This is a genomic window from Bacillus sp. LB7 (genome assembly GCF_030449715.1).
Lineage (GTDB): Bacteria > Bacillota > Bacilli > Bacillales > Bacillaceae > Bacillus > Bacillus paralicheniformis.
Genome location: NZ_JASGCA010000017.1, coordinates 25,457 through 46,151 on the forward strand (window position 1 = coordinate 25,457; position 20,695 = coordinate 46,151).

Consider the following 20,695-nt stretch of genomic DNA (forward strand, 5'->3'; position numbering starts at 1 on the left):
GTGGTATAATAAACAGCGGATCAGAAAAACAGAGGTGAATACTTTTGGCATTGCATGTCGTACTATATCAACCAGAAATTCCTGCAAACACAGGAAATATCGCACGGACTTGTGCAGCAACAGATACAACGCTTCATTTAATCAGACCGCTCGGCTTTTCAACCGACGATAAAATGCTCAAGCGGGCAGGTCTTGATTATTGGGAATTCGTCAATGTCGTCTACCACGACTCATTGGACAAATTGTTTAATGCCCATCCTGACGGCCGTTTTTTCTTCATTACAAAATTCGGTCAAAAACCGCACACTTCATTTGATTATTCAGATCAAAACGAAGATTACTTCTTTGTCTTCGGCAGAGAGACGAACGGCTTGCCGAAAGAGCTGATCGAACAAAACATGGATCGCTGTCTGCGTCTGCCGATGACAGAGCATGTCAGATCACTGAACTTATCAAATACTGCAGCAATCCTCGTGTATGAGGCGCTTCGCCAGCAGAATTACAGAGATTTGACTTAAGCTTCATCAGGGAAAGAGCCCCTTTTTAACAGGGGCTTCTTTTTTTACTTTCTAATGTAACAGTGTTATGTTACAATGTGTGTAAAGGAGCTGAAACAGATGGTTCAGGATGATTTAATTTCAAAAAAAGAGCTGCTGGATTTGACTTCGATCTCGTACGGGCAGCTCTACAGATGGAAACGGAAAAATTTAATACCGGAAGAGTGGTTTATCCGGAAGTCGACGTTCACCGGACAAGAAACGTTTTTTCCGAAGGAAGACATTTTAAAAAGAATTGAAACCATTCAAAGCATGAAAGAAAATCTTTCCCTTGATGAAATGGCGGAAATGTTCTCGCCCGGTCTGACCGAACTTAGCGCGAGCCGCGGGGAACTGCTTGAAAAAGGCATCGTTTCACAATCGGTCATGACGTTTTTTGAAGAATGCACCGGAAAGCGCGATGATCCATTTCATCTGACAGAAGCGCTCGCGGCTTACGTGCTGGAAGGCCTGCTCCAATCCGGCGACATCAGTCTGGATGAAGGAAAAATGGTGCTGGATGTCATCATGTCGCACGAGGCGGAGAACAAAGGGAGGCTCATTGTGCTTCGGAAGCTCGGCGTTGCAACATGTCTGATCACCGAGGGCAGCATCGTGTTGGAAAAAGGAGTCAAGGTCGCCGCTGACATTAATCTGGCAGCGAGCAGCGAAGAATTGAAAACAAAATTCATGTAAATGGAGGATCAAAGATGGAGAATTTATTGATAAACGGATTTGGCAGTTCAGGCGGAGGTACGTATCAAACGGTTGAATTAAACGGCAAAGGAACGATTAACGGCGATATTGACTGCGAAAGGTTCAGCTGCAGCGGCACCGGAACTGTAAACGGAGATGTGAAAGCGGATGAGCTGAGAATCAGCGGCCATGCCAAACTAAACGGCGCAATCGCAGCTTCCAAGGTCAGAATCGACGGTTCTGCAAAGGTGGATGGCGATGTCGAAGTAGAACAGCTTAAAATCTTAGGCTATGCCGGTATTAGCGGACATGTGAAAGGCGACGAAGCAATCGTTCGCGGAAAAACGTCGATCGGCAAAGACTGCGAAGTGGAACATTTTACTGCGGAAGGCTATTTTACAATCGACGGGCTTTTAAACGCGGAACAAATTGAGATTAAGGTTCACGGCGGTGAAAGTAAAGTGAAAGAAATCGGCTGCCGGAGGATTGTCTGCACAGCCCATCAATCGAAACTGTTCTCGTTTTTAACGCCGCTTATTTCTCCTCCAAGGCTGTCTGCCGAGCTGATTGAAGGGGATCAAATCGAACTCGCCAATACGGCCGCGAAAGTTGTCCGCGGCAATTCGGTTATCATCGGCGAAAATTGCGACATCGGCCTGATTGAGTATAAGGAAGATATCCAAGTGGCGGAAACGGCAAAAGTCGGAGAGAAAAGGAAAATCTAGCGGAGGGATAGGACATGAAGAAACACGACTTGAAAATACACGGCTCCGGAAATGCCGGAGGCGGATCATTCCATCATGTTCTCATCAGAGGTGAAGGAACGATCACAGGAAACATTGAATGTGAAAAATTCAGTACACACGGTACAAGCGAACTGTCAGGCGATGCGACAATCAAAAGCTTTAGTGTACACGGGGAAACAGAGATCAGGGGGAGGCTGAAAGCCGACAAAGCCAGAGTGTACGGGACGGCGGATGTTTCTGAGGACGCCGACATCAGCGATGCAGCCGTAAAAGGCATCATCAATATCGGGGGAAATATGGCGGCTGAAACGTGCGATGTCAAAGGCGCGCTGAACGTAAGAGGCGATTGTGAGGCAGAGGATTTTACACTGACGGGGAGCCTCGATGTAAAGGGTCTGCTGAACGCCGGCGCGATTGACATCGGCTTAAAGTTCGGAAACAGTTCGATTGGTGATATCGGCGGCACGCATATTAAGGTCGTCAAAAAACGCGGGCTCTTGTTTAAGAGAAACGGAGGTTTTCTCTCGGCAGGGACAATTGAAGGAGACGATATTTACTTGGAAAACACGAAGGCCCGCATGGTCAGGGGAAACCGCGTGTATATAGGACCCGGATGCAGGATTGAGAAAGTTGAATACAAAAGCAGCTACCGGGTATCTCCTAAGTCTGAAGTGAATGAAGATCAACAGGAGTAAAACAGTGTTATGTTACGGAAAAAGGATGGCTTCAAACGTGAGCCATCCTTTTTCTTTTAAATTTTATTTGCCGGGTTTGCTTTCGTATCCGGCAGTAAAAATGGATACGAGGAACGCGAGGATGACCCCCATCATGATCAACGTTCTCATTAAAATCCCCCCTCATCCTTATTCCCTTGTTGTCATCTGCACCGATGCGGTCAGCCGTACCGCAGGAGCACTTGCGGACGGAACTTTTCTGCTCTTATTATGAATGGTTTGCTCCATCCTTGTCAATTCGAGGAAAGTACATTTCATTTTTTATATGAAAAGCATCTAAAGGGACATCTCCGCATAGATTGAATGTAACAGTGATTCACTTGGCACCTTGCATTTATCATCATATAGGAGGTTCTTATGGATATATTAAAAAAGATTGAACAGTATAGAGAGGAAGAGCAGCGTCTGCAATGGGAAGGAACCTTCGCTGAATATTTAGAAATCGTAAAGGAAAATCCGACTGTCGCGCAATCTGCTCATTCCCGCGTTTACAATATGATTAAAGACAGCGGCATTGAAGAGAAAGACGGGAAAAAAGTATACAGCTTCTTTGACAAAGAGCTGTTTGGTCTTGAAGAGCCTTTGGAACGCCTTGTTGAAGAATACTTTCATCCGGCCGCGAAGCGCCTTGATGTCAGAAAAAGAATCCTGCTTTTGATGGGGCCTGTCAGCGGGGGAAAGTCGACTTTGGTCACCATGCTGAAAAGGGGGCTTGAAGCATACTCTCTTACAGATGAAGGGGCTGTCTACGCCATTCAGGGCTGTCCAATGCACGAAGATCCGCTTCATCTAATTCCTCAGCATCTGCGGGACGATTTTTACAATGAATACGGCATCCGTATTCAAGGCAACCTGTCCCCGTTGAACATGATGAGGCTGGAACAGGAATACGGCGGAAGAATAGAAGACGTGAAGGTTGAAAGAATCTTTTTTTCAGAGGATAAACGGACGGGGATCGGTACGTTCAGTCCGTCGGACCCTAAATCGCAGGATATCGCTGATCTGACGGGAAGCATTGATTTTTCGACGATTGCCGAATACGGATCGGAATCCGATCCGCGCGCATACCGGTTCGACGGAGAATTAAACAAAGCGAACAGAGGAATGATGGAATTTCAGGAGATGCTGAAATGCGATGAAAAATTCCTCTGGCATCTTTTATCGCTTACACAGGAAGGGAATTTCAAGGCGGGCCGGTTCGCGCTCATCTCAGCGGATGAATTGATCGTAGCCCACACGAATGAAACCGAATACCGTTCATTTATATCCAATAAGAAAAACGAAGCGCTCCATTCGCGGATTATCGTCATGCCGATTCCATATAATTTAAAAGTATCAGAAGAAGAAAGAATTTATGAAAAAATGATTGCTGAAAGCGATGTGTCTGATGTTCATATTGCGCCGCACACGCTAAAAGTGGCTGCGATGTTTTCGATTTTGACGAGGCTGAAAGAGCCGAAGCGGTCAGACATTGATCTTGTCAAAAAAATGAGGCTGTATGACGGAGAGAGTGTTGAAGGCTACAATTCTGTCGATGTCGAGGATTTGAAAAAAGAATACACTGACGAAGGAATGAGCGGAATCGATCCGCGCTATGTCATCAACCGGATCTCGTCGACGATCATCCGCAAAAACATGGAATCGATCAATGCGCTCGATGTCCTCCGTTCTTTAAAAGAAGGGCTTAGCCAGCATCCGTCGATTTCGGCAGAAGACCGCGAGCGTTATTTGAACTTTATTTCCGCCGCCAGAAAAGAATACGACGAAATGGCGAAGAAAGAAGTCCAAAAAGCGTTTGTGTACTCTTATGAGGAATCTGCGAAAACGCTGATGGACAATTATCTTGATAATGTCGAAGCATACTGCAATAAAATTAAGCTTCGCGATCCGCTGACGGGAGAAGAAATGAACCCGGATGAAAAGCTGATGAGGTCAATCGAAGAACAAATCGGCATTTCCGAAAATGCGAAAAAGGCATTCCGCGAAGAAATTCTTATTCGTATTTCTGCCTATGCAAGAAAAGGGAAACGGTTTGATTATAATTCGCATGAGCGGCTCAGAGAAGCCATTCAGAAAAAGCTGTTTGCAGACTTGAAAGATGTTGTCAAAATCACGACATCGACAAAAACGCCGGACGAACAGCAGCTCAAGAAAATCAACGAGGTCGTCGCCCGTCTCATTGATGAGCACGGCTATAACTCGACAAGTGCAAACGAACTCTTAAAATATGTAGGAAGTTTATTAAACCGGTAACTTGAAGACCCGTCCGGAGAAGGGCGGGTCCTTTTGTCCCATTTTCAAAATTGTTTGTCAAAAGTTATTTGGATCTGCATAAGATAACAATAACCATTTTTAGACTTGCATCCGCAGGGCTATAAACCGAAGCCATTTAAGGGGATTATTAATAAGGAGGGGAATTCATGTCCCATAAAGACAATGGCCATTTTATTATTTCTCAGGAAGACTGGTCCCTCCACCGAAAAGGGTATGATGACCAACAGCGTCACCAGAAAAAGGTGCAGGACGCGATCAAAAACAATCTGCCTGACCTGATTACAGAAGAAAGCATTATTATGTCCAACGGTAAAGATGTTGTCAAAATTCCGATTCGATCGTTAGATGAGTATAAAATCCGCTATAACTATGATAAAAATAAACATGCCGGCCAGGGAGACGGCGACAGCGAGGTCGGAGATATCGTCGCAAGGGACGGTTCGGATAAACGGGGCGCCGGCAAAGGCCAGGGAGCGGGCGATCAGGCCGGCGAAGATTATTATGAAGCGGAAGTTTCGCTCATCGATTTGGAAGAGGCGCTCTTCAGCGAAATGGAACTGCCGAATTTAGAACAGAAAGAACGCGATGATATCGTTGTCGAAGATATTGAGTTCAACGATATCCGCAAAACGGGTTTGACCGGTAATATCGATAAGAAAAGAACGATGCTCAGCGCTTTTAAGCGAAATGCAATGACGGGAAAACCTTCATTTTACCCGATCTACCCCGAAGATTTAAAATTTAAAACGTGGAATGACTCCGTCAAGCCGGAATCAAAAGCCGTTGTGCTCGCAATGATGGATACGAGCGGATCAATGGGCGTTTGGGAAAAATATATGGCGCGAAGCTTTTTCTTTTGGATGACACGTTTTTTACGGACAAAGTATGAAACGGTCGATATCGAGTTTATCGCCCATCATACTGAAGCCAAAGTGGTATCAGAAGAAGATTTCTTTTCGAAAGGGGAAAGCGGGGGCACGATTTGTTCATCTGTATACCGCAAATCCCTCGAACTGATCGAAGACAAATACCATCCGACACGCTATAACATTTATCCGTTTCATTTTTCGGACGGCGATAATTTGACATCCGACAATGCTCGGTGCGTTAAGCTTGTCGGAGAGATTATGGAAAAAGCGAATATATTTTGCTATGGCGAAGTCAACCAGTACAACAGACATTCAACATTAATGTCAGCCTACAAAAATATTAAAAATGAAAAATTCAAGTATTATGTGCTGAAACAGAAAGCCGATGTTTTTCAGGCTCTGAAGAGCTTCTTCAGCAATGAAGAACGGCATCAATATACATGAAAACACGCGAATGAAACCTCCGCTCCCGGAGGTTTTTTGTTTGGAAAATATTTAAATCAAAATTTTAAGTGCAAGGTTATTGACATTCTTTATTACTTTAACTAATATTTAATCTTGTTAACTATTTATTTTGTTGTACAGAGGTAAAAACAAATTTACCGCTTCCGATCTTTCTTGCTCAGTTTTGAACAACTTTTTCAGTACACGTCCCGCAAGTTGCTGGGCAGGAAATAGGAAAAACAAAACCCGAGGGAGCCGAGCAAACCGGCTTCATCCAAAATAAAAGGATATGAAAGGAGAAATAAACATGAGCAAAGGACGTTTAATTGCGACGAACATTATCGGACTCATCATCGTGCTTGCCATCTTAGCAGGAGGTGCGTATTTCTATTATGACAGCATCAGCTATGTGAAAACCGACGAAGCACACGTGGCCGGTGAGATGGCCGACATTACGGCGCCTGCTTCAGGGAAGCTCGCAGATTGGGATTTGAAAGAAGGATCAAAAGTTTCAAAGGACGAAAAAGCAGCGAAAATCAAAGGGGAACAAACGGTTGACGTGAAGTCGATCATGGACGGAACGATTGTGAAAAACGAAGCGAAAGAAGGCCAGATCGTACAAGCCGGTCAAACGCTTGCGAAAACAATCGACATGGATCATCTGTACATTACAGCTAACATTGAAGAAAACGACCTGAAAGACATCGAAAAAGGGGACAAAGTCGATATCGTCGTTGACGGTGATTCAGACACTACATTTGAAGGAAATGTCGAAGAAATCGGCTATGCGACAAACTCAACATTTGACTTGCTTTCTCAAAGCAATTCAAGCGGAAACTACACGAAAGTGACGCAGAAAGTACCTGTGAAAATTTCAATCAAAAACCCGTCTGATAAAGTGCTGCCGGGAATGAACGCATCCGTGAAAATTTCAAAATAACCGGGGGAAATAAAAACGAGCGAAAGGAGGATGTCATCAGTGGCTTCTCAGAAAAAAGGAAATATGTCACTGCTCATCATTTTAATGGGCGGCTTGTTTCTGGCCATTTTAAACCAAACGCTACTGAATGTGGCGATGCCTCATCTCATGACAGAGTTCAATGTGAGCGCCACAACGATTCAATGGCTGACAACCGGATATATGCTTGTCAACGGCGTTTTGATTCCTTTATCAGCCTTCCTGATTATGCGGTTCGGCGGACGGAGCCTGTTTTTAACGGCGATGCTGCTGTTTACGGCCGGAACGCTGATATGCGGAATTGCGCCTAATTTCTCGACAATGTTAACCGGACGCCTCATTCAGGCAGTCGGCGGGGGCATACTTCAGCCTTTGGTCATGACTACGATTCTCTTTATCTTTCCTCCGGAAAGCCGCGGGAAAGGGATGGGAATCTTCGGGCTTGCGATGATGTTTGCTCCTGCTGTCGGTCCGACGCTATCCGGCTGGGTCATTGAAAACTACAGCTGGCGAATCATGTTTTACGGTCTTGTGCCGGTTGGTGTGATCGTCATCATTTTCGGTTTTTTCCTATTTAAAAATATGACGGAACCTAAAAAAATCAAATTGGACACAGCAGGCGCGATTCTTTCAATTGTCGGATTTGCGGCGTTGCTGTATGGTGTGAGTGAAGCCGGATCAGACGGCTGGGATGATCCGCTCGTACTTTCCACAGTTGTGATCGGTGTGATCGGCATTGCCGCTTTTATCATCCAGCAGTTGAAATCGAAAGAGCCGATGCTTGACTTCAGAGTGTTCAAATACGATATGTTCTCACTGTCAAGCGTGATCAACGCCATCATTACAGTTGCTTTGTATGCCGGAATGTTCCTGATTCCGATTTATTTGCAAAACCTAGTCGGCTTTACAGCGCTTCAGTCGGGGCTTCTGATGCTGCCGGGCGCACTCGTCATGCTTGTGATGTCGCCGATCTCAGGAATTTTATTTGATAAAGTCGGCCCAAGGCCGCTGGCGATTGTCGGATTATTGATCACTGTTGTGACGACCTACGAATTTACGACGCTTACGATCGATACACCGTATATGCATATCGTGTTGATCTATGCGATTCGGGCGTTTGGGATGTCCATGTTGATGATGCCGATCATGACTGCCGGCATGAACCAGCTTCCGCAGCATTTAAACAGCCACGGAACGGCGATGTCGAATACGCTTCGCCAAATCAGCGGTTCGATCGGAACGAGCTTGATCACGACGATTTATACAAATCGCACGACATTCCACTATGCATCAATGGCCGATCAGACAAATACGGCTGATCCGTCATTTATGAGCACATTGCAGTCAACCATTCAGTCAACAGCGCAATCGATGCATATATCTCTTGAACAAGCACAACAATATGTCGTGAAATATTTGACCGGACAGGCCCAGCTCAACTCGAATGTCATGGGCATCAATGACGCATTTATGTGGGCGGCCGGGTTCTGTGTCATCGGCCTTGTTCTCAGCCTGTTTTTGAGAGATGTCAGAAAAGACAAGCTGCGCAGGAAGAACAAGGTGGAGGAGCTGACATTGCTTCCGGCTCCTAAAGAAGCGAAAGAATCTTAAAATGAGGAGGTTCTGACATGAAAATTTATGTTGTGTACGACAGTGAAGGCGAGCATACGAAAAAGCTGGCTGAAGCCATTGCAGAAGGCGCAGGGGAACATGAGGCTGCAGACGTGCTGATCGATCATGTCAGCCAGGCGGATATCAGAAAGCTCGAAGAAATGGACGCTATCATCTGGGGCTGCCCGGGCCATTTCGGTACAATCAGTTCCGGATTAAAAACTTGGATCGACAGGCTGGGCTACCTTTGGGCGGAAGGCAAGCTGATCAATAAGGTCGGCGCAGTCTTCTGCACAACAGCGACGACCCACGGCGGTCTTGAAGCGACAATGCTCAACTTAATAACACCGATGCTTCATCAAGGCATGATGGTCGTCGGCTTGCCTGGAAATGTACCTGAAAATGCTTTATACGGGTCTTATTACGGTGCAGGCATCACGTGTCCTGTCGACAGTGACGAATTGATCGGCGAAGAAGGCCTGGAGCTGGGCCGGGCTTTAGGCAGACGCGTCGCCCAAGTGACAGACCGCTTTACAGCAGGACAGTGAGGAGCGATTTGACATGACCATTATCTTGACCATCATCGCTGCTGTCCTCGTCATTATCGGTCTGGTGGTATTTAATGTGCGGTCGGCGTCTTCACAGGATAAACCCGAACATGAGGATCACGCGGCAGCTGAAGCTGACATTCCTCATGTTCAAGAAGAAGAAGCGCCTCAGCAAGTTGAAGCCGCTCAGCAAGATCCGTTCGAAATGAATGATCAAACCTATCGGGCGATCCTGCAAAAACTTCAACACCCAAAAGAGGAAAAAAAACAACCCGAGAAGTCGGAAATGGACGATATGGATTACCGAAAAGCATTAAAATCCATGAAAAAACGGGAACAGGATTAAAGGCAAATTCGCTGGGAACCAGCGGGTTTGCTTTTTTATTTGCATTTTTTTGAAATATTGATTGCGATTTTCTTTGTATCAGTGTACTATTGTCGTAGTACACCGATACAGTGACTAGAGGAGGATATGTTTTGCGATCTTTCAGCGGTTTATTTAAAAAAGACTTTCTCATGGCAAGATTTTGGTTTTTGGTTTGGATGCTGTGCATGATTTGTGCGATTATTGCAAGCTTTTGGTTTGCTCATTATACAGGCGAATCAATGGCTCTTTTTGGGGCGCTAGTGACCATTTTATTATTTCATAGCCTGTTTTGTCCTTTAATGATCCTTGCTCAGCTCCGTCTGGAAGGGAAGACGCAGCTTTGGTTATATAATCCGAACAACAGTGCGTTATTGCTGCTGTCAAAGCTTGCTTCAGCTGCCGTATACCAATTGATTTCCCACGCTGTTTTATTCATTTTCGGGCTGATTGTCAGAAGCGTTCTGCTCTCCAGCAGCGCCGGCCTGTTTTCCGTGTCAGATTTGCTTCTCGTCAATATCGCTGTCTTTTTAGGCTCCGTTATTTTTTCCACATGGGTGATGTTTCTGTGGACGATATATGAAGCGCTCAGAAAATATCCGGCTATCAAAAAAATCCGCTGGATCATTCCCTTGCTGATCTACAGTGCTTACGGATTCATCGAGGCGCTGTTCATCGAGAGCGGCTTATTCGAGGAATTGCAGAAATTGTGGAGCATTTCTTTAACAGCTGAATTCAAATTCCATTACGAACATTCAGGATGGACTGTTACATTTTCTCAAGTTGATTTACCGGGTATTCTCCTGGTGTATTACACAGTCTTAGGCGTCTGTCTCTTCTATCTCTCCTGCAAATTATTGAACAGAAGAGTTGAGGTGTAAAAGATGGCAAATGAATTTTCTGCTTCAAAGCCGATCTATAGGCAAATAGCCGAACAGCTCTTCAAAAAAATGATTCGCGGAGAGATCAAGCCGGGAGAAAAATTGCCGTCGGTCCGTGAGCTGGCTGTTCAGACGCAAGTAAATCCGAATACGATTCAAAGAACCTACAATGAAATGGAAAGGATGGGCGTGGTGGAAACCAGAAGGGGACAGGGCACCTTTGTTGTTGAACATACGGAAGTCATCGATGATTTAAAGCGGGAAATGAGATCGGAAGTTATCGGGCAATTTGTCCAGAGCATGGAAGAGCTTGGCTTGTCTAAACAAGACATGTTGTCAGAACTTGACCGTTTTCTTCAGAAAGGAGATCCCAAATGAAGATTGAGCTGAAAAACGTCACGAAGAAGTTTGGCAAAGAGTATGCGCTCAAAGAGGCCGATCTGTCTCTTTCTCCCGGGAAAATTTACGGGTTGACAGGACCGAACGGCAGCGGCAAATCTACGATCTTGAAGCTGATCACAGGGCTCTCGTTTCCGGATTCGGGCTCTGTGCTGATCGGAGGACGGCCGGCAGCCAGAAAGGAGATGAAGAACATTGCCTATTTAACAGAGCTTGATATGTTCTACGATCCATTTCGCGTCAAGGATATGATTCACTTTTATGAAACCCAGTTTTCCGATTTCCGTATAAATAAAGCGTGGGACCTGTTAAAGGACATGAAAATCGACAGGGATAAAAAAATCGGCAAGCTTTCCAAAGGCAACCGGGGCAGGCTGAAGCTCGCGCTCACATTGGCGCGCGATGCAGCGGTCGTACTGCTTGATGAGCCATTTTCCGGTCTTGATCCGATGGTGAGAGAGTCGATCGTCAAAAGCCTTCTTACATATTTGGAGCTTGATAAGCAGACGATCGTCATCGCCACCCATGAGATTCATGAAATTGAACAAATTTTGGATGAGGTCGTCGTCGTCTTAAATGGCCGAATTGAAGAAAAAAAGGATGTCGAACGGCTGCGCGAGGAATCCGGAATGTCGCTTTTGGAATGGCTGAAACGGTTTATCGAAGAAAAAGATTGAAAAGGTGGGAGGAGAAACAGTGGAAACACTTTTAGAATTAAAAAATGTATCAAAAACGATCAGGGGGAAAAAGATCATCGACGGCTTGAGCTTTGACGTGCAGGCAGGCGAGATTTTCGGCTTCCTGGGTCCGAACGGCGCCGGAAAAACGACGACGATCCGGATGATTGTCGGGCATATGAACATCACCGCCGGTGAAATCGCCGTGTGCGGCGTCAGCGTAAAAGAAAATTTTGAAAAGGCTGCACGGCATATCGGAGCGATCGTTGAAAATCCGGAACTGTATAAATTTTTAACGGGCTACCAAAACCTTCAGCAATACGCGCGCATGACGAAAGGCGTAACGAAACAGAAAATTGACGAAATCGTCGAGCTTGTCGGATTGAAAAACAGGATCAACGATAAGGTCAAAACGTATTCTTTAGGAATGAGACAAAGGCTTGGCCTGGCCCAAAGCCTTTTGCACGATCCGAAGCTGTTGATTCTCGATGAGCCGACGAACGGGCTTGATCCGGCCGGTATCCGGGAAATCCGCGATCATTTAAGAAAGCTGACGAGAGAAAGAGGTATGGCGGTCATCGTTTCAAGCCACCTGCTTTCAGAAATGGAGCTGATGTGCGACAAGATCGCCATTATCCAGAACGGAAAGCTCCGGGATATTCAGCATGTGCACGGACCCGCTCGGGATGAAAAGAAGCGCTATTATCTTCAAGCGGATGACAATCAGGCTCTGATGCGGGAAGCGGCTGCTTTCAGAAAGATGAAGGTTGACGAAGCGGAAGGCGGGATAGAGCTCAGCCTTCAAAAGGATGAAGTGCCTGATTTGATCAAACACTTAACAGACAGCGGTGTCCGCCTATATGAAGTGAAGGCTGTGAACAAGTCGCTGGAAGACCGGTTCCTGGAAATCACCGCAGATAAGGAGGAAGCTCAGCATGTTTAATCTCATCGTAAATGAATGGATCAAAATTTTTAATCGAAAAGGCACATACGTCATGATCGCGATTTTGCTGTTATCTGCCATCGGGCTGGGCGTTCTCACAAAGACGATCGGAGAGACAGACCACAACCCGGACTGGAAAAAAGAATTAATGCAGGAAAATAAAGATATGAAAGAACAACTTAAAGGGGTCAATAATCCGGCACTTGAAAAAAGCTATGAACGGTCGACCGCCATTAATGAGTATCGAATCAAGCACGATTTGCCGGAAGACGGGGACTATTCGGCCCTGTCGTTCATCAGCGACGCGAGCAGCATCATTCCCCTCCTCGGTCTGTTTGTGATCACGGTGGCTGCGGGAATCGTTGCGAATGAATTCAGCTGGGGGACGGTGAAGCTGCTTGTGATCAGGCCGATCAGCCGCTTTAAAATTCTGCTGGCAAAATATTTTACAGTTCTGCTTTTTGCATTGGCTTTGCTTTTCATTCTGTTCGCAAGCGCGGGTATCACAGGCCTTGCTTTATTCGGGGCAGGCGACGGCAGCCAGGTTCACTTGGCGTACGCCGATGGAACAGTTGAAGAAAAAAGCCTGCTGCTGCACTTGGCCGGCAGCTATTTGCTGAATTCAATCTCGCTTTTGATGATGGCGACAATGGCCTTTATGATTTCAGCTGTTTTCAGAAACAGTTCGCTTGCCGTAGGTATTTCAATTTTCCTTTTGGCAATGGGTGGAACGGTGACAAACCTGCTCGCGACAAAATTTGAATGGGTGAAATACATCTTATTTGCCAACACTGATCTCACTCAATACTTTGACGGATCTCCGCTTGTTTCAGATATGACGCTGGGATTCTCGATTGTCGTGCTGGCTGTCTATTTTATCGTTTTTCATGTGCTCGCCTTTGGGGCATTCACAAAAAGAGACATCGCTTCATAAGCGGTATTCACGAAAAAGCCTCACCCCGGTTTTCCGGGCGTGAGGCTTTTTTAAATAAAATATAAAAAGACTGCTGACATTCGGTCAGCAGTCCTGTATGAAGATCAGCGGTTCACAGCTTACGCTTTTGTTACGTTAGCAGCTTGTGGTCCGCGGTTTCCTTCAACGATTTCGAAAGATACAGATTGGCCTTCTTCCAAAGTTTTGAAGCCTTCGCCTTGAATAGCAGAGAAATGAACGAATACATCGTCTTGTCCTTCAACTTCGATGAATCCGAAACCTTTTTCAGAGTTAAACCATTTTACTTTACCTTCTAGCATGAAATTTCCTCCTAAAGCGATAACGCTTAAATTCACTATTCTTGCTCTAAAACAAACTTCCAAGACGAAAACTCTTACAAAACTTTCTTCTTAAAGATAGTTCGAACAAAAATAATTACCTTTACTTTACCAGTGTTTAAGCGAAATTACAACTGCTAAACACAATTTTTTTAAAAAAAGTGAAATTTAATAATCAGGGCGAAAAATAAAGCATTGAAAAGCATGTTTTTGAAATTTTCACAAATCTGATTGACAACATTTCAAAGAAGCTGTAAAGTTAGGTAAAACTTCATGCATCAACACTTCTTATTCAGAGAGGCGGAGGGAATTGGCCCTATGAAGCCTCGGCAGCGGGTTCTGCATACAGCAGAATACTGTGCCACATCCAACAAGCCGTAAGGGCTTGGAAGATAAGAAGAGAGCGGACCCACTCTATTTACTTCGTGTCGTCTAAGGCTTCTTCTTATTTTTTAAGAGGAAGCCTTTTTTGTTAGCCAAAAAGAGGAGGAAGATCATCATGATTACATTTGAAGGCGTTGAAAAGGTCTATGAAAGCGGCGGACAGAAGGTCCATGCGCTCAATGGAATCGACCTTCATGTGGATAAAGGGGAAATATACGGCGTCATCGGATTCAGCGGCGCAGGGAAAAGCACGCTGATCCGCTGTGTGAACTTCCTTGAAAAACCGACGGCCGGAAAGGTTTTCGTCGGCGGAAGAGACTTAATGTCCCTGTCGAAAGCTGAGATTCGCACTGTAAAAAGGAAGATCGGCATGGTGTTTCAGCATTTTAACCTGCTAAATTCAAAGACGATTTTCGCTAATGTCGCTGAGCCGCTCGCGCTTGTCAAAACACCGAAAGCTGAAATCAAGCAAAAAGTGACGGAGCTGCTCCGTTTTGTCGGACTTGAGGATAAAGCCCGCGATTATCCGGATCAGCTTTCGGGCGGCCAAAAGCAGCGCGTCGGCATTGCCCGGGCGCTGGCGACAAATCCGGAGGTTCTGCTCTGTGATGAAGCGACATCCGCGCTTGACCCGCAGACGACCGGCGATATTTTGAAGCTGCTGAAGCGCGTCAACGAACAATATAACATCACGATTTTGTTGATCACTCATGAAATGAATGTGGCAAAAGAAATCTGCGACAAAGTCGCGGTCATTGAAAAAGGAAGGATCATTGAATCAGGCAGCGTGTTTGATGTGTTTTCCGCGCCGGAAACCGAAACGGCGAAAAGCTTTGTCAAATCAGCTATCGACCACGAAATACCTGAATCGATTCAAAAATTAAATGTGAAGCATCTCTATCAGCTTCAATTTGTCGGCGAATCTTCCGGGAAGCCATTTCTTTCGCAAGTGGCAAAGCGGTTTGACGTAGAAGTCAACATTCTGCACGGAACGATTACAGAACTTCAGGGAATTCCGTTTGGCAGTATGACGGTTGAACTGCAGGGGGAAGACGGTGAAATCGGGCGGGCGCTCGAATATATACGCAGAGATAACATTCGCATCAGGGAGGTATAAGCATGCTTGTTACATATGACCAAATCATTGACGCACTGGTTCAGACGATTCAAATGACGGTTTTTTCGCTTTTATTCTCAAGCGTGATCGGCATTCCGCTCGGCATTTTGCTGGTTGTCACAAGGAAGGGGCATCTGCTTGAAAATCCGGCAGTTTTTACGGTTGTCAATATGATCATTAACATTTTCCGGTCCGTTCCGTTTATCATTTTGATGGTTGCTTTAATTCCCGTGACAAGGCTGATTGTGGGGACGTCCATCGGCACATCGGCAGCGATTGTTCCCCTGACTTTTTATGCCGGGCCTTACATCGCAAGGCTCGTCGAGAACTCTCTGCTTGAAGTCGATCCGGGAGTCATTGAAGCCGCTGAAGCAATGGGAGCGACTCCGCGGCAGATCATCTTCAGGTTTCTGATTCCGGAAGCGCTCGGTTCGCTTGTGCTGAGTTTTACGGTGGCAACGGTCGGATTGGTCGGAGCGTCGGCGATGGCTGGTGCGATAGGCGCCGGCGGTCTGGGGGATTTGGCGATCACATACGGCTATCAAAGATTTGACACGATGACGATGATCATCACGGTTGCAATTCTCGTCATCGTTGTGCAGGGATTGCAGACATCCGGAAACGTTCTGTCAAAAAAATTGAGAAGAAGATAAACAAAGAGGGAGACGGCTATGATGAAAAAATTTGCATTTGTTGTGATCTTATTGCTGCTTGCGGGAGTGATCGCGGGGTGTGCGGCAGACTCTGATGCGAAAACAATTAAAATCGGCATTAGCGGAACGGATACAAGAATCTGGGACTTTGTAAAGAAAAAAGCCGAGAAAGAAGGCTTAAAGCTTGAAATCGTCAAATACTCCGATTATGTTCAGCCGAACCAGGCTTTGGCGGGCGGTGACATAGACGCCAACGCTTTTCAGACGATATCTTACTTTAATGCATTCAAAAAGGAACGCAATCTTAAACTATCACCGATCGGCACAACGATCATCGCTCCGATGGGCATTTATTCCGAGAAGTATGATTCGCCTGACGATATACCAAACGGCGCGGAAATCGCTGTTCCGAGCGAAGCGACGAACATGGGCAGAGCCTTGCTTCTGCTGGAGTCCGCCGGCCTTCTTCAATTAAAGGACGGATTTGACGGAAACGGAACGCTTGATGCGATTAAAGAAAATCCGAAAAAACTCAAAATCACAACGGTGGCCGCAGAGCAAACGCCGCGCGTGCTTCCCGATGTCGCTGCATCTGTTATCAACAACGGCATAGCGGTTGACGCCGGCTTCCATCCTGTCAAAGATTCGATTAAACTGGAAGACGAAACAGCGACACCGTACATCAACATTATTGCGGCCAGAACAGAAGACCGGGACCGTGAAGATTTGAAAAAGATCGTCGAGCTGTACCAAGCAGACGATACCGCTGAATTGATCAAAAAAGAGTTTGACGGTGCACAGCTGCCGACTTTTGTTCCACTGAAAGACATCGGCGAATAAAATATCAGTCGCGCAATTGATTCCCGGGTCATATATTGAAATGCATCGATAATTCCTACTTGACCAATCAGGTTTGTTGTACTATAGTTTTTAAATGTAAAAAATTCTGGGGGTGCTTTTGTTATCATGACATTATTTGTTGTTATTAATATTATCGTCATGCTCGGCCTGATGGCGCTCCTTTATATGATGCAAAAAAAGCATGTTTCTTTTTCTAAACGGGTATTTACCGCTTTGGGAATCGGCATTGTTTTTGGGTTCGCTTTGCATTTTATATATGGTTCGTCTTCAGAAACGATTACGCAGACATCTGATTGGTTTAATATTGCAGGCGGCGGCTATGTGAAGCTTTTGCAGATGATCGTTATGCCACTTGTATTCATCTCGATTTTGGGCGCTTTTACAAAGCTTAAACTGACGCACAATATCGGAAAAATCAGCGGATTGATCATCGGGCTCTTGATCGCGACGACAGCTGTCGCTGCTGCGGTGGGAATCGCGTCCGCGCTTGCTTTCGACCTGCAGGCCGTCCATGTGGATCAAGGCCAGGCGGAGTCAATGAGAGGGGCGGAACTCGAACAGAAATCGCAGGACATGGAAGCCAAAACGCTTCCGCAGCAAATTGTCGAGCTTCTTCCGGGGAATCCGTTTTTAGACTTTACGGGAGCAAGACCGACATCAACGATCGCCGTTGTTATTTTTGCGGCTTTCCTTGGAATCGCTTATCTCGGAGTCAATCGAAAACAGCCTGAACAAGCTGAGCTTTTCAAAAAGATGGTTGATGCCGTGTATGCGATCATTATGCGTGTAGTGACATTGATTCTAAGGCTGACGCCTTACGGTGTATTGGCGATCATGACAAAAACGATTGCAACGAGCGACCTCGACAGCATTGCCAAGCTCGGCAAATTTGTCATCGCTTCATATGCGGCGCTGATCGTCATGTTCATCATTCACCTGCTGCTCATTACATTCAGCGGTTTAAATCCTGTCACATACTTGAAAAAGGCGTTTCCGGTCCTTGTATTCGCGTTTACATCAAGATCAAGCGCAGGCGCTTTGCCGCTCAACATTAAAACGCAGCGCAACCTCGGTGTTCCTGAAGGTATTGCAAACTTTGCCGGATCCTTCGGACTGTCCATCGGACAAAACGGATGTGCCGGAATTTACCCTGCAATGCTCGCGATCATGATTGCGCCGACTGTCGGACAAAATCCGCTTGAGCCGTCATTTTTGTTCACAGTTATCGCTGTTGTTGCGATCAGCTCTTTCGGAGTGGCAGGCGTCGGCGGAGGTGCGACATTTGCAGCGCTTCTCGTCCTTTCGGCCTTAAATATGCCCGTAGCGCTTGCCGGACTGCTGATTTCGGTTGAGCCGCTCATCGACATGGGTCGTACGGCTCTTAATGTCAGCGGCAGCATGACGTCAGGACTTGTGACGAGCAAAGTAACAAATGAACTTGAAAAAAACACGTACGAAGACCGTACTAATATCATTGAAGCAGAAGTGTAAAAGAAGAACGGCCCGCACAGCTTGATCGCTCGTGCGGGCCGTTTTTTTATGAATAGCTTTGATCGTTATCGAACATCGTCTGATTTGCAGTCTCATCGTTCATGACATTAACCGGGGCAGTCATATGGCTTGATTGATGCTGGTCGTTTGCCGCATGGCCTGACTGGTGATGTTCCTGTGATTGTCCTCCGGGATTGAAAGCCTGTTTGATCATGTCAGCCGGATTCATCATCATCTGGTTGCGGCCGTTACCTTGCTGCCGTCCTCCCATGCCCTTCGCGAACATGCCTGTCAATCTTTTGCGGATTTCGGGAGAGAAAGCCGCGGTTAATGCAGCTGATCCTAAAACCAATACAGCGGGATGGATGCCTGATCTTCTTCTAAACAAAGGGTCTACCTCCTTTTTACGTATACCATCCCCAGTCCGAATCGGTTTTATTCTTCAAGCTGTGCCGTGAGATATAAGCGGTGTTTTTCTAAAAATTCGAAAATTTTACGGTAGGCTTTCACTTTATTTTCTTTCTTAGAAAAACCGTGCCCTTCATTTTCCAAAACAAGATACTCGATTTTCCGCCCCATGTCCTTCAACCGATCGACGACTTGATCGGACTCTTCCTTTACGACGCGCGGATCATTTGCGCCTTGGATGATCAGCATCGGCTGAGTCATACTCTCCAGGTATGTAACAGGAGAATCGGCTTTCATTTTTTCATAATCCCGCTCCGGATTGCCGACCCATTTTTCCATCATCGGCTGCCAGAAATCCGGTACGGATTTGACAAACGAAAACAGATTGCTGACTCCGCATATATCGACGACGGCGCGGAAATACTCTGGATGTCTCCCGTGAAGCAATAGCGACATATATCCTCCGTAGCTGCCGCCCATTAAAAAAAGTTTTTCGCGGTCCGCAAGCTTTTGATCGATAAGCCAGTCGATGCCCGCGGTCATATCGAGGCGCGGTCCGTCTCCCCAATCTTGTTCAACCATTTTAAAGAAGGAATAGCCGTAATTCGCAGATCCCCTGAAATTAGGGGCGAATAACTGGTAGCCCATTTTCGCAGCGAGTTGAAAGATATCGTAGAACATAAAGGTTTCTGCATCTTGCGGTCCGCCGTGCGGCCAAATAATCGTCCAGCCGTTCGCTTCTTCTGGGAGAGGCTTAAACAGCAGCCCCTCTATTGCAAGACCGTCAAAAGAAGGATATGTCACAACTTCCGGATATGACAGCTCCTGTTCGGAGAAACCCGGAACCGAATGTTTCGTTAATTGCCGCCATTTCGCCTGTCCTTTCGTTAATACATAGAGATTAGCCGGCCTGGTCGGCGTCGAGCCGAGAATGTACAGCGCGCCCGAAGAGGCGCAGTGTATTTTCGAAATGGATGTGCAAGGGCAATCGATCTGCCGGCTTTCTCCTGTTGCTGTGTTGTACTCATACATCACATCTTTGACGCCTTTTTTTCCAATCAGATAAAGGAAAGTTCCACTCGGATCAGCGTGGATGGCTGTTAAATCAGTTTTGTCCATCGAAAACACCGGCGCAAAAATACCTGATGAAACGGTGTACAAGGCAAGGTATGAGAACTCGGCTTCGTAGTTTGTCGTGACGAATAACCGATCATCAGATGCAAAGTGAGAAGAATAAACGATATGAGGCAGCGTCTCATCGGGGACGATTCCTGTCGTCACGCCTTCAGCGGTATGGATCATGCAGACAGTGTGGCTGTTGACATAGTAGACATGGATGCTGACGGCTTTCTCGCCCGGGCTTACATCAGCCAGCATTGAAGTTCCGTCTTTTCCTTCAAAAATAAGCTCTTCTTTTTCAGTGAGACAATCGTATCTGTATGTATTTAGAAATGTCGGATTGTCCTTTGTAGAGGAGTAGTAAACGGCGTTTTGGACAGGGACGGGCTCGAAGTGGCGGTCTGTTTGATTTCCGTTTAATGAATGGAACGACCCGTTTTTTGAAGAAAGCTTGTACAGTCCGCTTTGTTCGTTTCCGTCATGGTCAAAACCGGCATAGAGAATAGAGCCATCGGGATTGTAGGCGATTCCTTTTGCATCCTGATTCAAGAATGACAGCTGGTACGGGTATGTCTCGGGAAGATCCATCGCCCACAGGTTTGATGTTCCGTTGAGGTTTGTATCAAAAACAAGCTGCGTCTCATCGGGATGGATCGCAAAGTCTTTAATGCGAAGCACATGCAAAATGCTTTTTGCTTTTTCCATTTCAT

General features: G+C 46.1%; 23 protein-coding genes and 1 riboswitch. Of the genes, 20 read left to right on the forward strand and 3 right to left on the reverse strand.

Features of this window, described 5'->3' with window-relative positions; all coding sequences use genetic code 11:
* Positions 1 to 44 precede the first annotated feature (44 nt).
* The 16 genes from trmL (at position 45) to QMZ64_RS18465 (ending at position 13,614) form a co-directional block, all read left to right on the forward strand.
* The gene (trmL, locus tag QMZ64_RS18390) at positions 45 to 518 is read left to right on the forward strand and encodes a tRNA (uridine(34)/cytosine(34)/5-carboxymethylaminomethyluridine(34)-2'-O)-methyltransferase TrmL (RefSeq protein WP_301441510.1); all 474 of its coding nucleotides are present in this window, start codon (positions 45 to 47) and stop codon (positions 516 to 518) included.
* Positions 519 to 617: 99 nt separating this feature from the next.
* Positions 618 to 1,232 carry a YhbD family protein gene (locus QMZ64_RS18395; protein ID WP_265627512.1) on the forward strand — a complete coding sequence of 205 codons (615 nt, stop codon included), beginning with the start codon at positions 618 to 620 and terminating at the stop codon, positions 1,230 to 1,232.
* A 14-nt stretch (positions 1,233 to 1,246) separates the two neighbouring features.
* Positions 1,247 to 1,957, forward strand: coding sequence for a polymer-forming cytoskeletal protein (locus QMZ64_RS18400; protein ID WP_265627511.1), 711 nt, complete (start codon positions 1,247 to 1,249; stop codon positions 1,955 to 1,957).
* Between the two features lie 14 nt (positions 1,958 to 1,971).
* Complete coding sequence (locus QMZ64_RS18405; protein ID WP_265627510.1) at positions 1,972 to 2,673, forward strand: hypothetical protein; 702 nt, start codon at positions 1,972 to 1,974, stop codon at positions 2,671 to 2,673.
* Between the two features lie 37 nt (positions 2,674 to 2,710).
* Positions 2,711 to 2,926 carry a hypothetical protein gene (locus tag QMZ64_RS18410; protein WP_130627167.1) on the forward strand — a complete coding sequence of 72 codons (216 nt, stop codon included), beginning with the start codon at positions 2,711 to 2,713 and terminating at the stop codon, positions 2,924 to 2,926.
* A 143-nt stretch (positions 2,927 to 3,069) separates the two neighbouring features.
* Complete coding sequence (prkA, locus tag QMZ64_RS18415) at positions 3,070 to 4,965, forward strand: serine/threonine protein kinase PrkA (RefSeq protein ID WP_165426475.1); 1,896 nt, start codon at positions 3,070 to 3,072, stop codon at positions 4,963 to 4,965.
* Positions 4,966 to 5,132: 167 nt separating this feature from the next.
* A complete protein-coding gene (yhbH, locus tag QMZ64_RS18420) occupies positions 5,133 to 6,299 on the forward strand; it encodes a sporulation protein YhbH (protein WP_020450675.1) in 1,167 nt (388 codons plus the stop codon).
* Positions 6,300 to 6,606: 307 nt separating this feature from the next.
* Positions 6,607 to 7,239, forward strand: coding sequence for an HlyD family secretion protein (locus tag QMZ64_RS18425; RefSeq protein ID WP_265627509.1), 633 nt, complete (start codon positions 6,607 to 6,609; stop codon positions 7,237 to 7,239).
* A 30-nt stretch (positions 7,240 to 7,269) separates the two neighbouring features.
* Positions 7,270 to 8,868, forward strand: coding sequence for a DHA2 family efflux MFS transporter permease subunit (locus QMZ64_RS18430; RefSeq protein ID WP_279599701.1), 1,599 nt, complete (start codon positions 7,270 to 7,272; stop codon positions 8,866 to 8,868).
* A 17-nt stretch (positions 8,869 to 8,885) separates the two neighbouring features.
* On the forward strand, positions 8,886 to 9,416 hold the full coding sequence (locus tag QMZ64_RS18435) for an NAD(P)H-dependent oxidoreductase (protein WP_075755418.1): 531 nt from the start codon (positions 8,886 to 8,888) through the stop codon (positions 9,414 to 9,416).
* Between the two features lie 13 nt (positions 9,417 to 9,429).
* Positions 9,430 to 9,762, forward strand: a complete 333-nt coding sequence (locus QMZ64_RS18440; protein ID WP_265627508.1) for a hypothetical protein — start codon at positions 9,430 to 9,432, stop codon at positions 9,760 to 9,762.
* 131 nt (positions 9,763 to 9,893) lie between these two features.
* Positions 9,894 to 10,661 carry a hypothetical protein gene (locus tag QMZ64_RS18445; protein ID WP_265627507.1) on the forward strand — a complete coding sequence of 256 codons (768 nt, stop codon included), beginning with the start codon at positions 9,894 to 9,896 and terminating at the stop codon, positions 10,659 to 10,661.
* A 3-nt stretch (positions 10,662 to 10,664) separates the two neighbouring features.
* Positions 10,665 to 11,039, forward strand: coding sequence for a GntR family transcriptional regulator (locus tag QMZ64_RS18450; RefSeq protein ID WP_165426480.1), 375 nt, complete (start codon positions 10,665 to 10,667; stop codon positions 11,037 to 11,039).
* Positions 11,036 to 11,737, forward strand: coding sequence for an ABC transporter ATP-binding protein (locus tag QMZ64_RS18455; protein WP_265627506.1), 702 nt, complete (start codon positions 11,036 to 11,038; stop codon positions 11,735 to 11,737). The genes QMZ64_RS18450 and QMZ64_RS18455 overlap by 4 nt, the downstream gene beginning before the upstream one ends.
* Positions 11,738 to 11,756: 19 nt before the next feature.
* Positions 11,757 to 12,680, forward strand: coding sequence for an ABC transporter ATP-binding protein (locus QMZ64_RS18460; RefSeq protein WP_265627505.1), 924 nt, complete (start codon positions 11,757 to 11,759; stop codon positions 12,678 to 12,680).
* Positions 12,673 to 13,614 carry an ABC transporter permease gene (locus QMZ64_RS18465; protein WP_020450683.1) on the forward strand — a complete coding sequence of 314 codons (942 nt, stop codon included), beginning with the start codon at positions 12,673 to 12,675 and terminating at the stop codon, positions 13,612 to 13,614. Before QMZ64_RS18460 ends, QMZ64_RS18465 begins: the two co-directional genes overlap by 8 nt.
* A 119-nt stretch (positions 13,615 to 13,733) precedes the next feature.
* On the opposite strand, the gene cspB is transcribed toward QMZ64_RS18465, so the two are convergent.
* Positions 13,734 to 13,934: a cold shock-like protein CspB gene (gene cspB, locus QMZ64_RS18470; protein ID WP_003155376.1), complete on the reverse strand. Its 201-nt coding sequence runs from the start codon at positions 13,932 to 13,934 to the stop codon at positions 13,734 to 13,736.
* A 303-nt stretch (positions 13,935 to 14,237) separates the two neighbouring features.
* Positions 14,238 to 14,351: riboswitch (SAM riboswitch) on the forward strand.
* 100 nt (positions 14,352 to 14,451) lie between these two features.
* On the opposite strand from cspB, the gene QMZ64_RS18475 reads away from it, so the two are divergent.
* The 4 genes from QMZ64_RS18475 to QMZ64_RS18490 all read left to right on the forward strand — a co-directional run bounded on the left by QMZ64_RS18475 (position 14,452) and on the right by QMZ64_RS18490 (position 18,458).
* Positions 14,452 to 15,453, forward strand: coding sequence for a methionine ABC transporter ATP-binding protein (locus QMZ64_RS18475; protein WP_243939271.1), 1,002 nt, complete (start codon positions 14,452 to 14,454; stop codon positions 15,451 to 15,453).
* 2 nt (positions 15,454 to 15,455) lie between these two features.
* Complete coding sequence (locus tag QMZ64_RS18480) at positions 15,456 to 16,106, forward strand: methionine ABC transporter permease (RefSeq protein ID WP_145645902.1); 651 nt, start codon at positions 15,456 to 15,458, stop codon at positions 16,104 to 16,106.
* A gap of 21 nt (positions 16,107 to 16,127) precedes the next feature.
* Positions 16,128 to 16,946 (forward strand): MetQ/NlpA family ABC transporter substrate-binding protein, encoded by an 819-nt coding sequence (locus tag QMZ64_RS18485; protein ID WP_265627504.1) that lies wholly within the window; start codon positions 16,128 to 16,130, stop codon positions 16,944 to 16,946.
* A 123-nt stretch (positions 16,947 to 17,069) separates the two neighbouring features.
* Entirely contained in the window at positions 17,070 to 18,458 is a 1,389-nt protein-coding gene (locus QMZ64_RS18490) for an L-cystine transporter (protein ID WP_265627845.1), read from the forward strand.
* A 46-nt stretch (positions 18,459 to 18,504) separates the two neighbouring features.
* Here QMZ64_RS18490 and QMZ64_RS18495 read toward each other — a convergent pair whose 3' ends face one another.
* The gene (locus QMZ64_RS18495) at positions 18,505 to 18,846 is read right to left on the reverse strand and encodes a hypothetical protein (RefSeq protein WP_265627503.1); all 342 of its coding nucleotides are present in this window, start codon (positions 18,844 to 18,846) and stop codon (positions 18,505 to 18,507) included.
* 47 nt (positions 18,847 to 18,893) lie between these two features.
* Positions 18,894 to 20,690 carry a S9 family peptidase gene (locus QMZ64_RS18500; protein ID WP_301441511.1) on the reverse strand — a complete coding sequence of 599 codons (1,797 nt, stop codon included), beginning with the start codon at positions 20,688 to 20,690 and terminating at the stop codon, positions 18,894 to 18,896.
* Positions 20,691 to 20,695 lie beyond the last annotated feature (5 nt).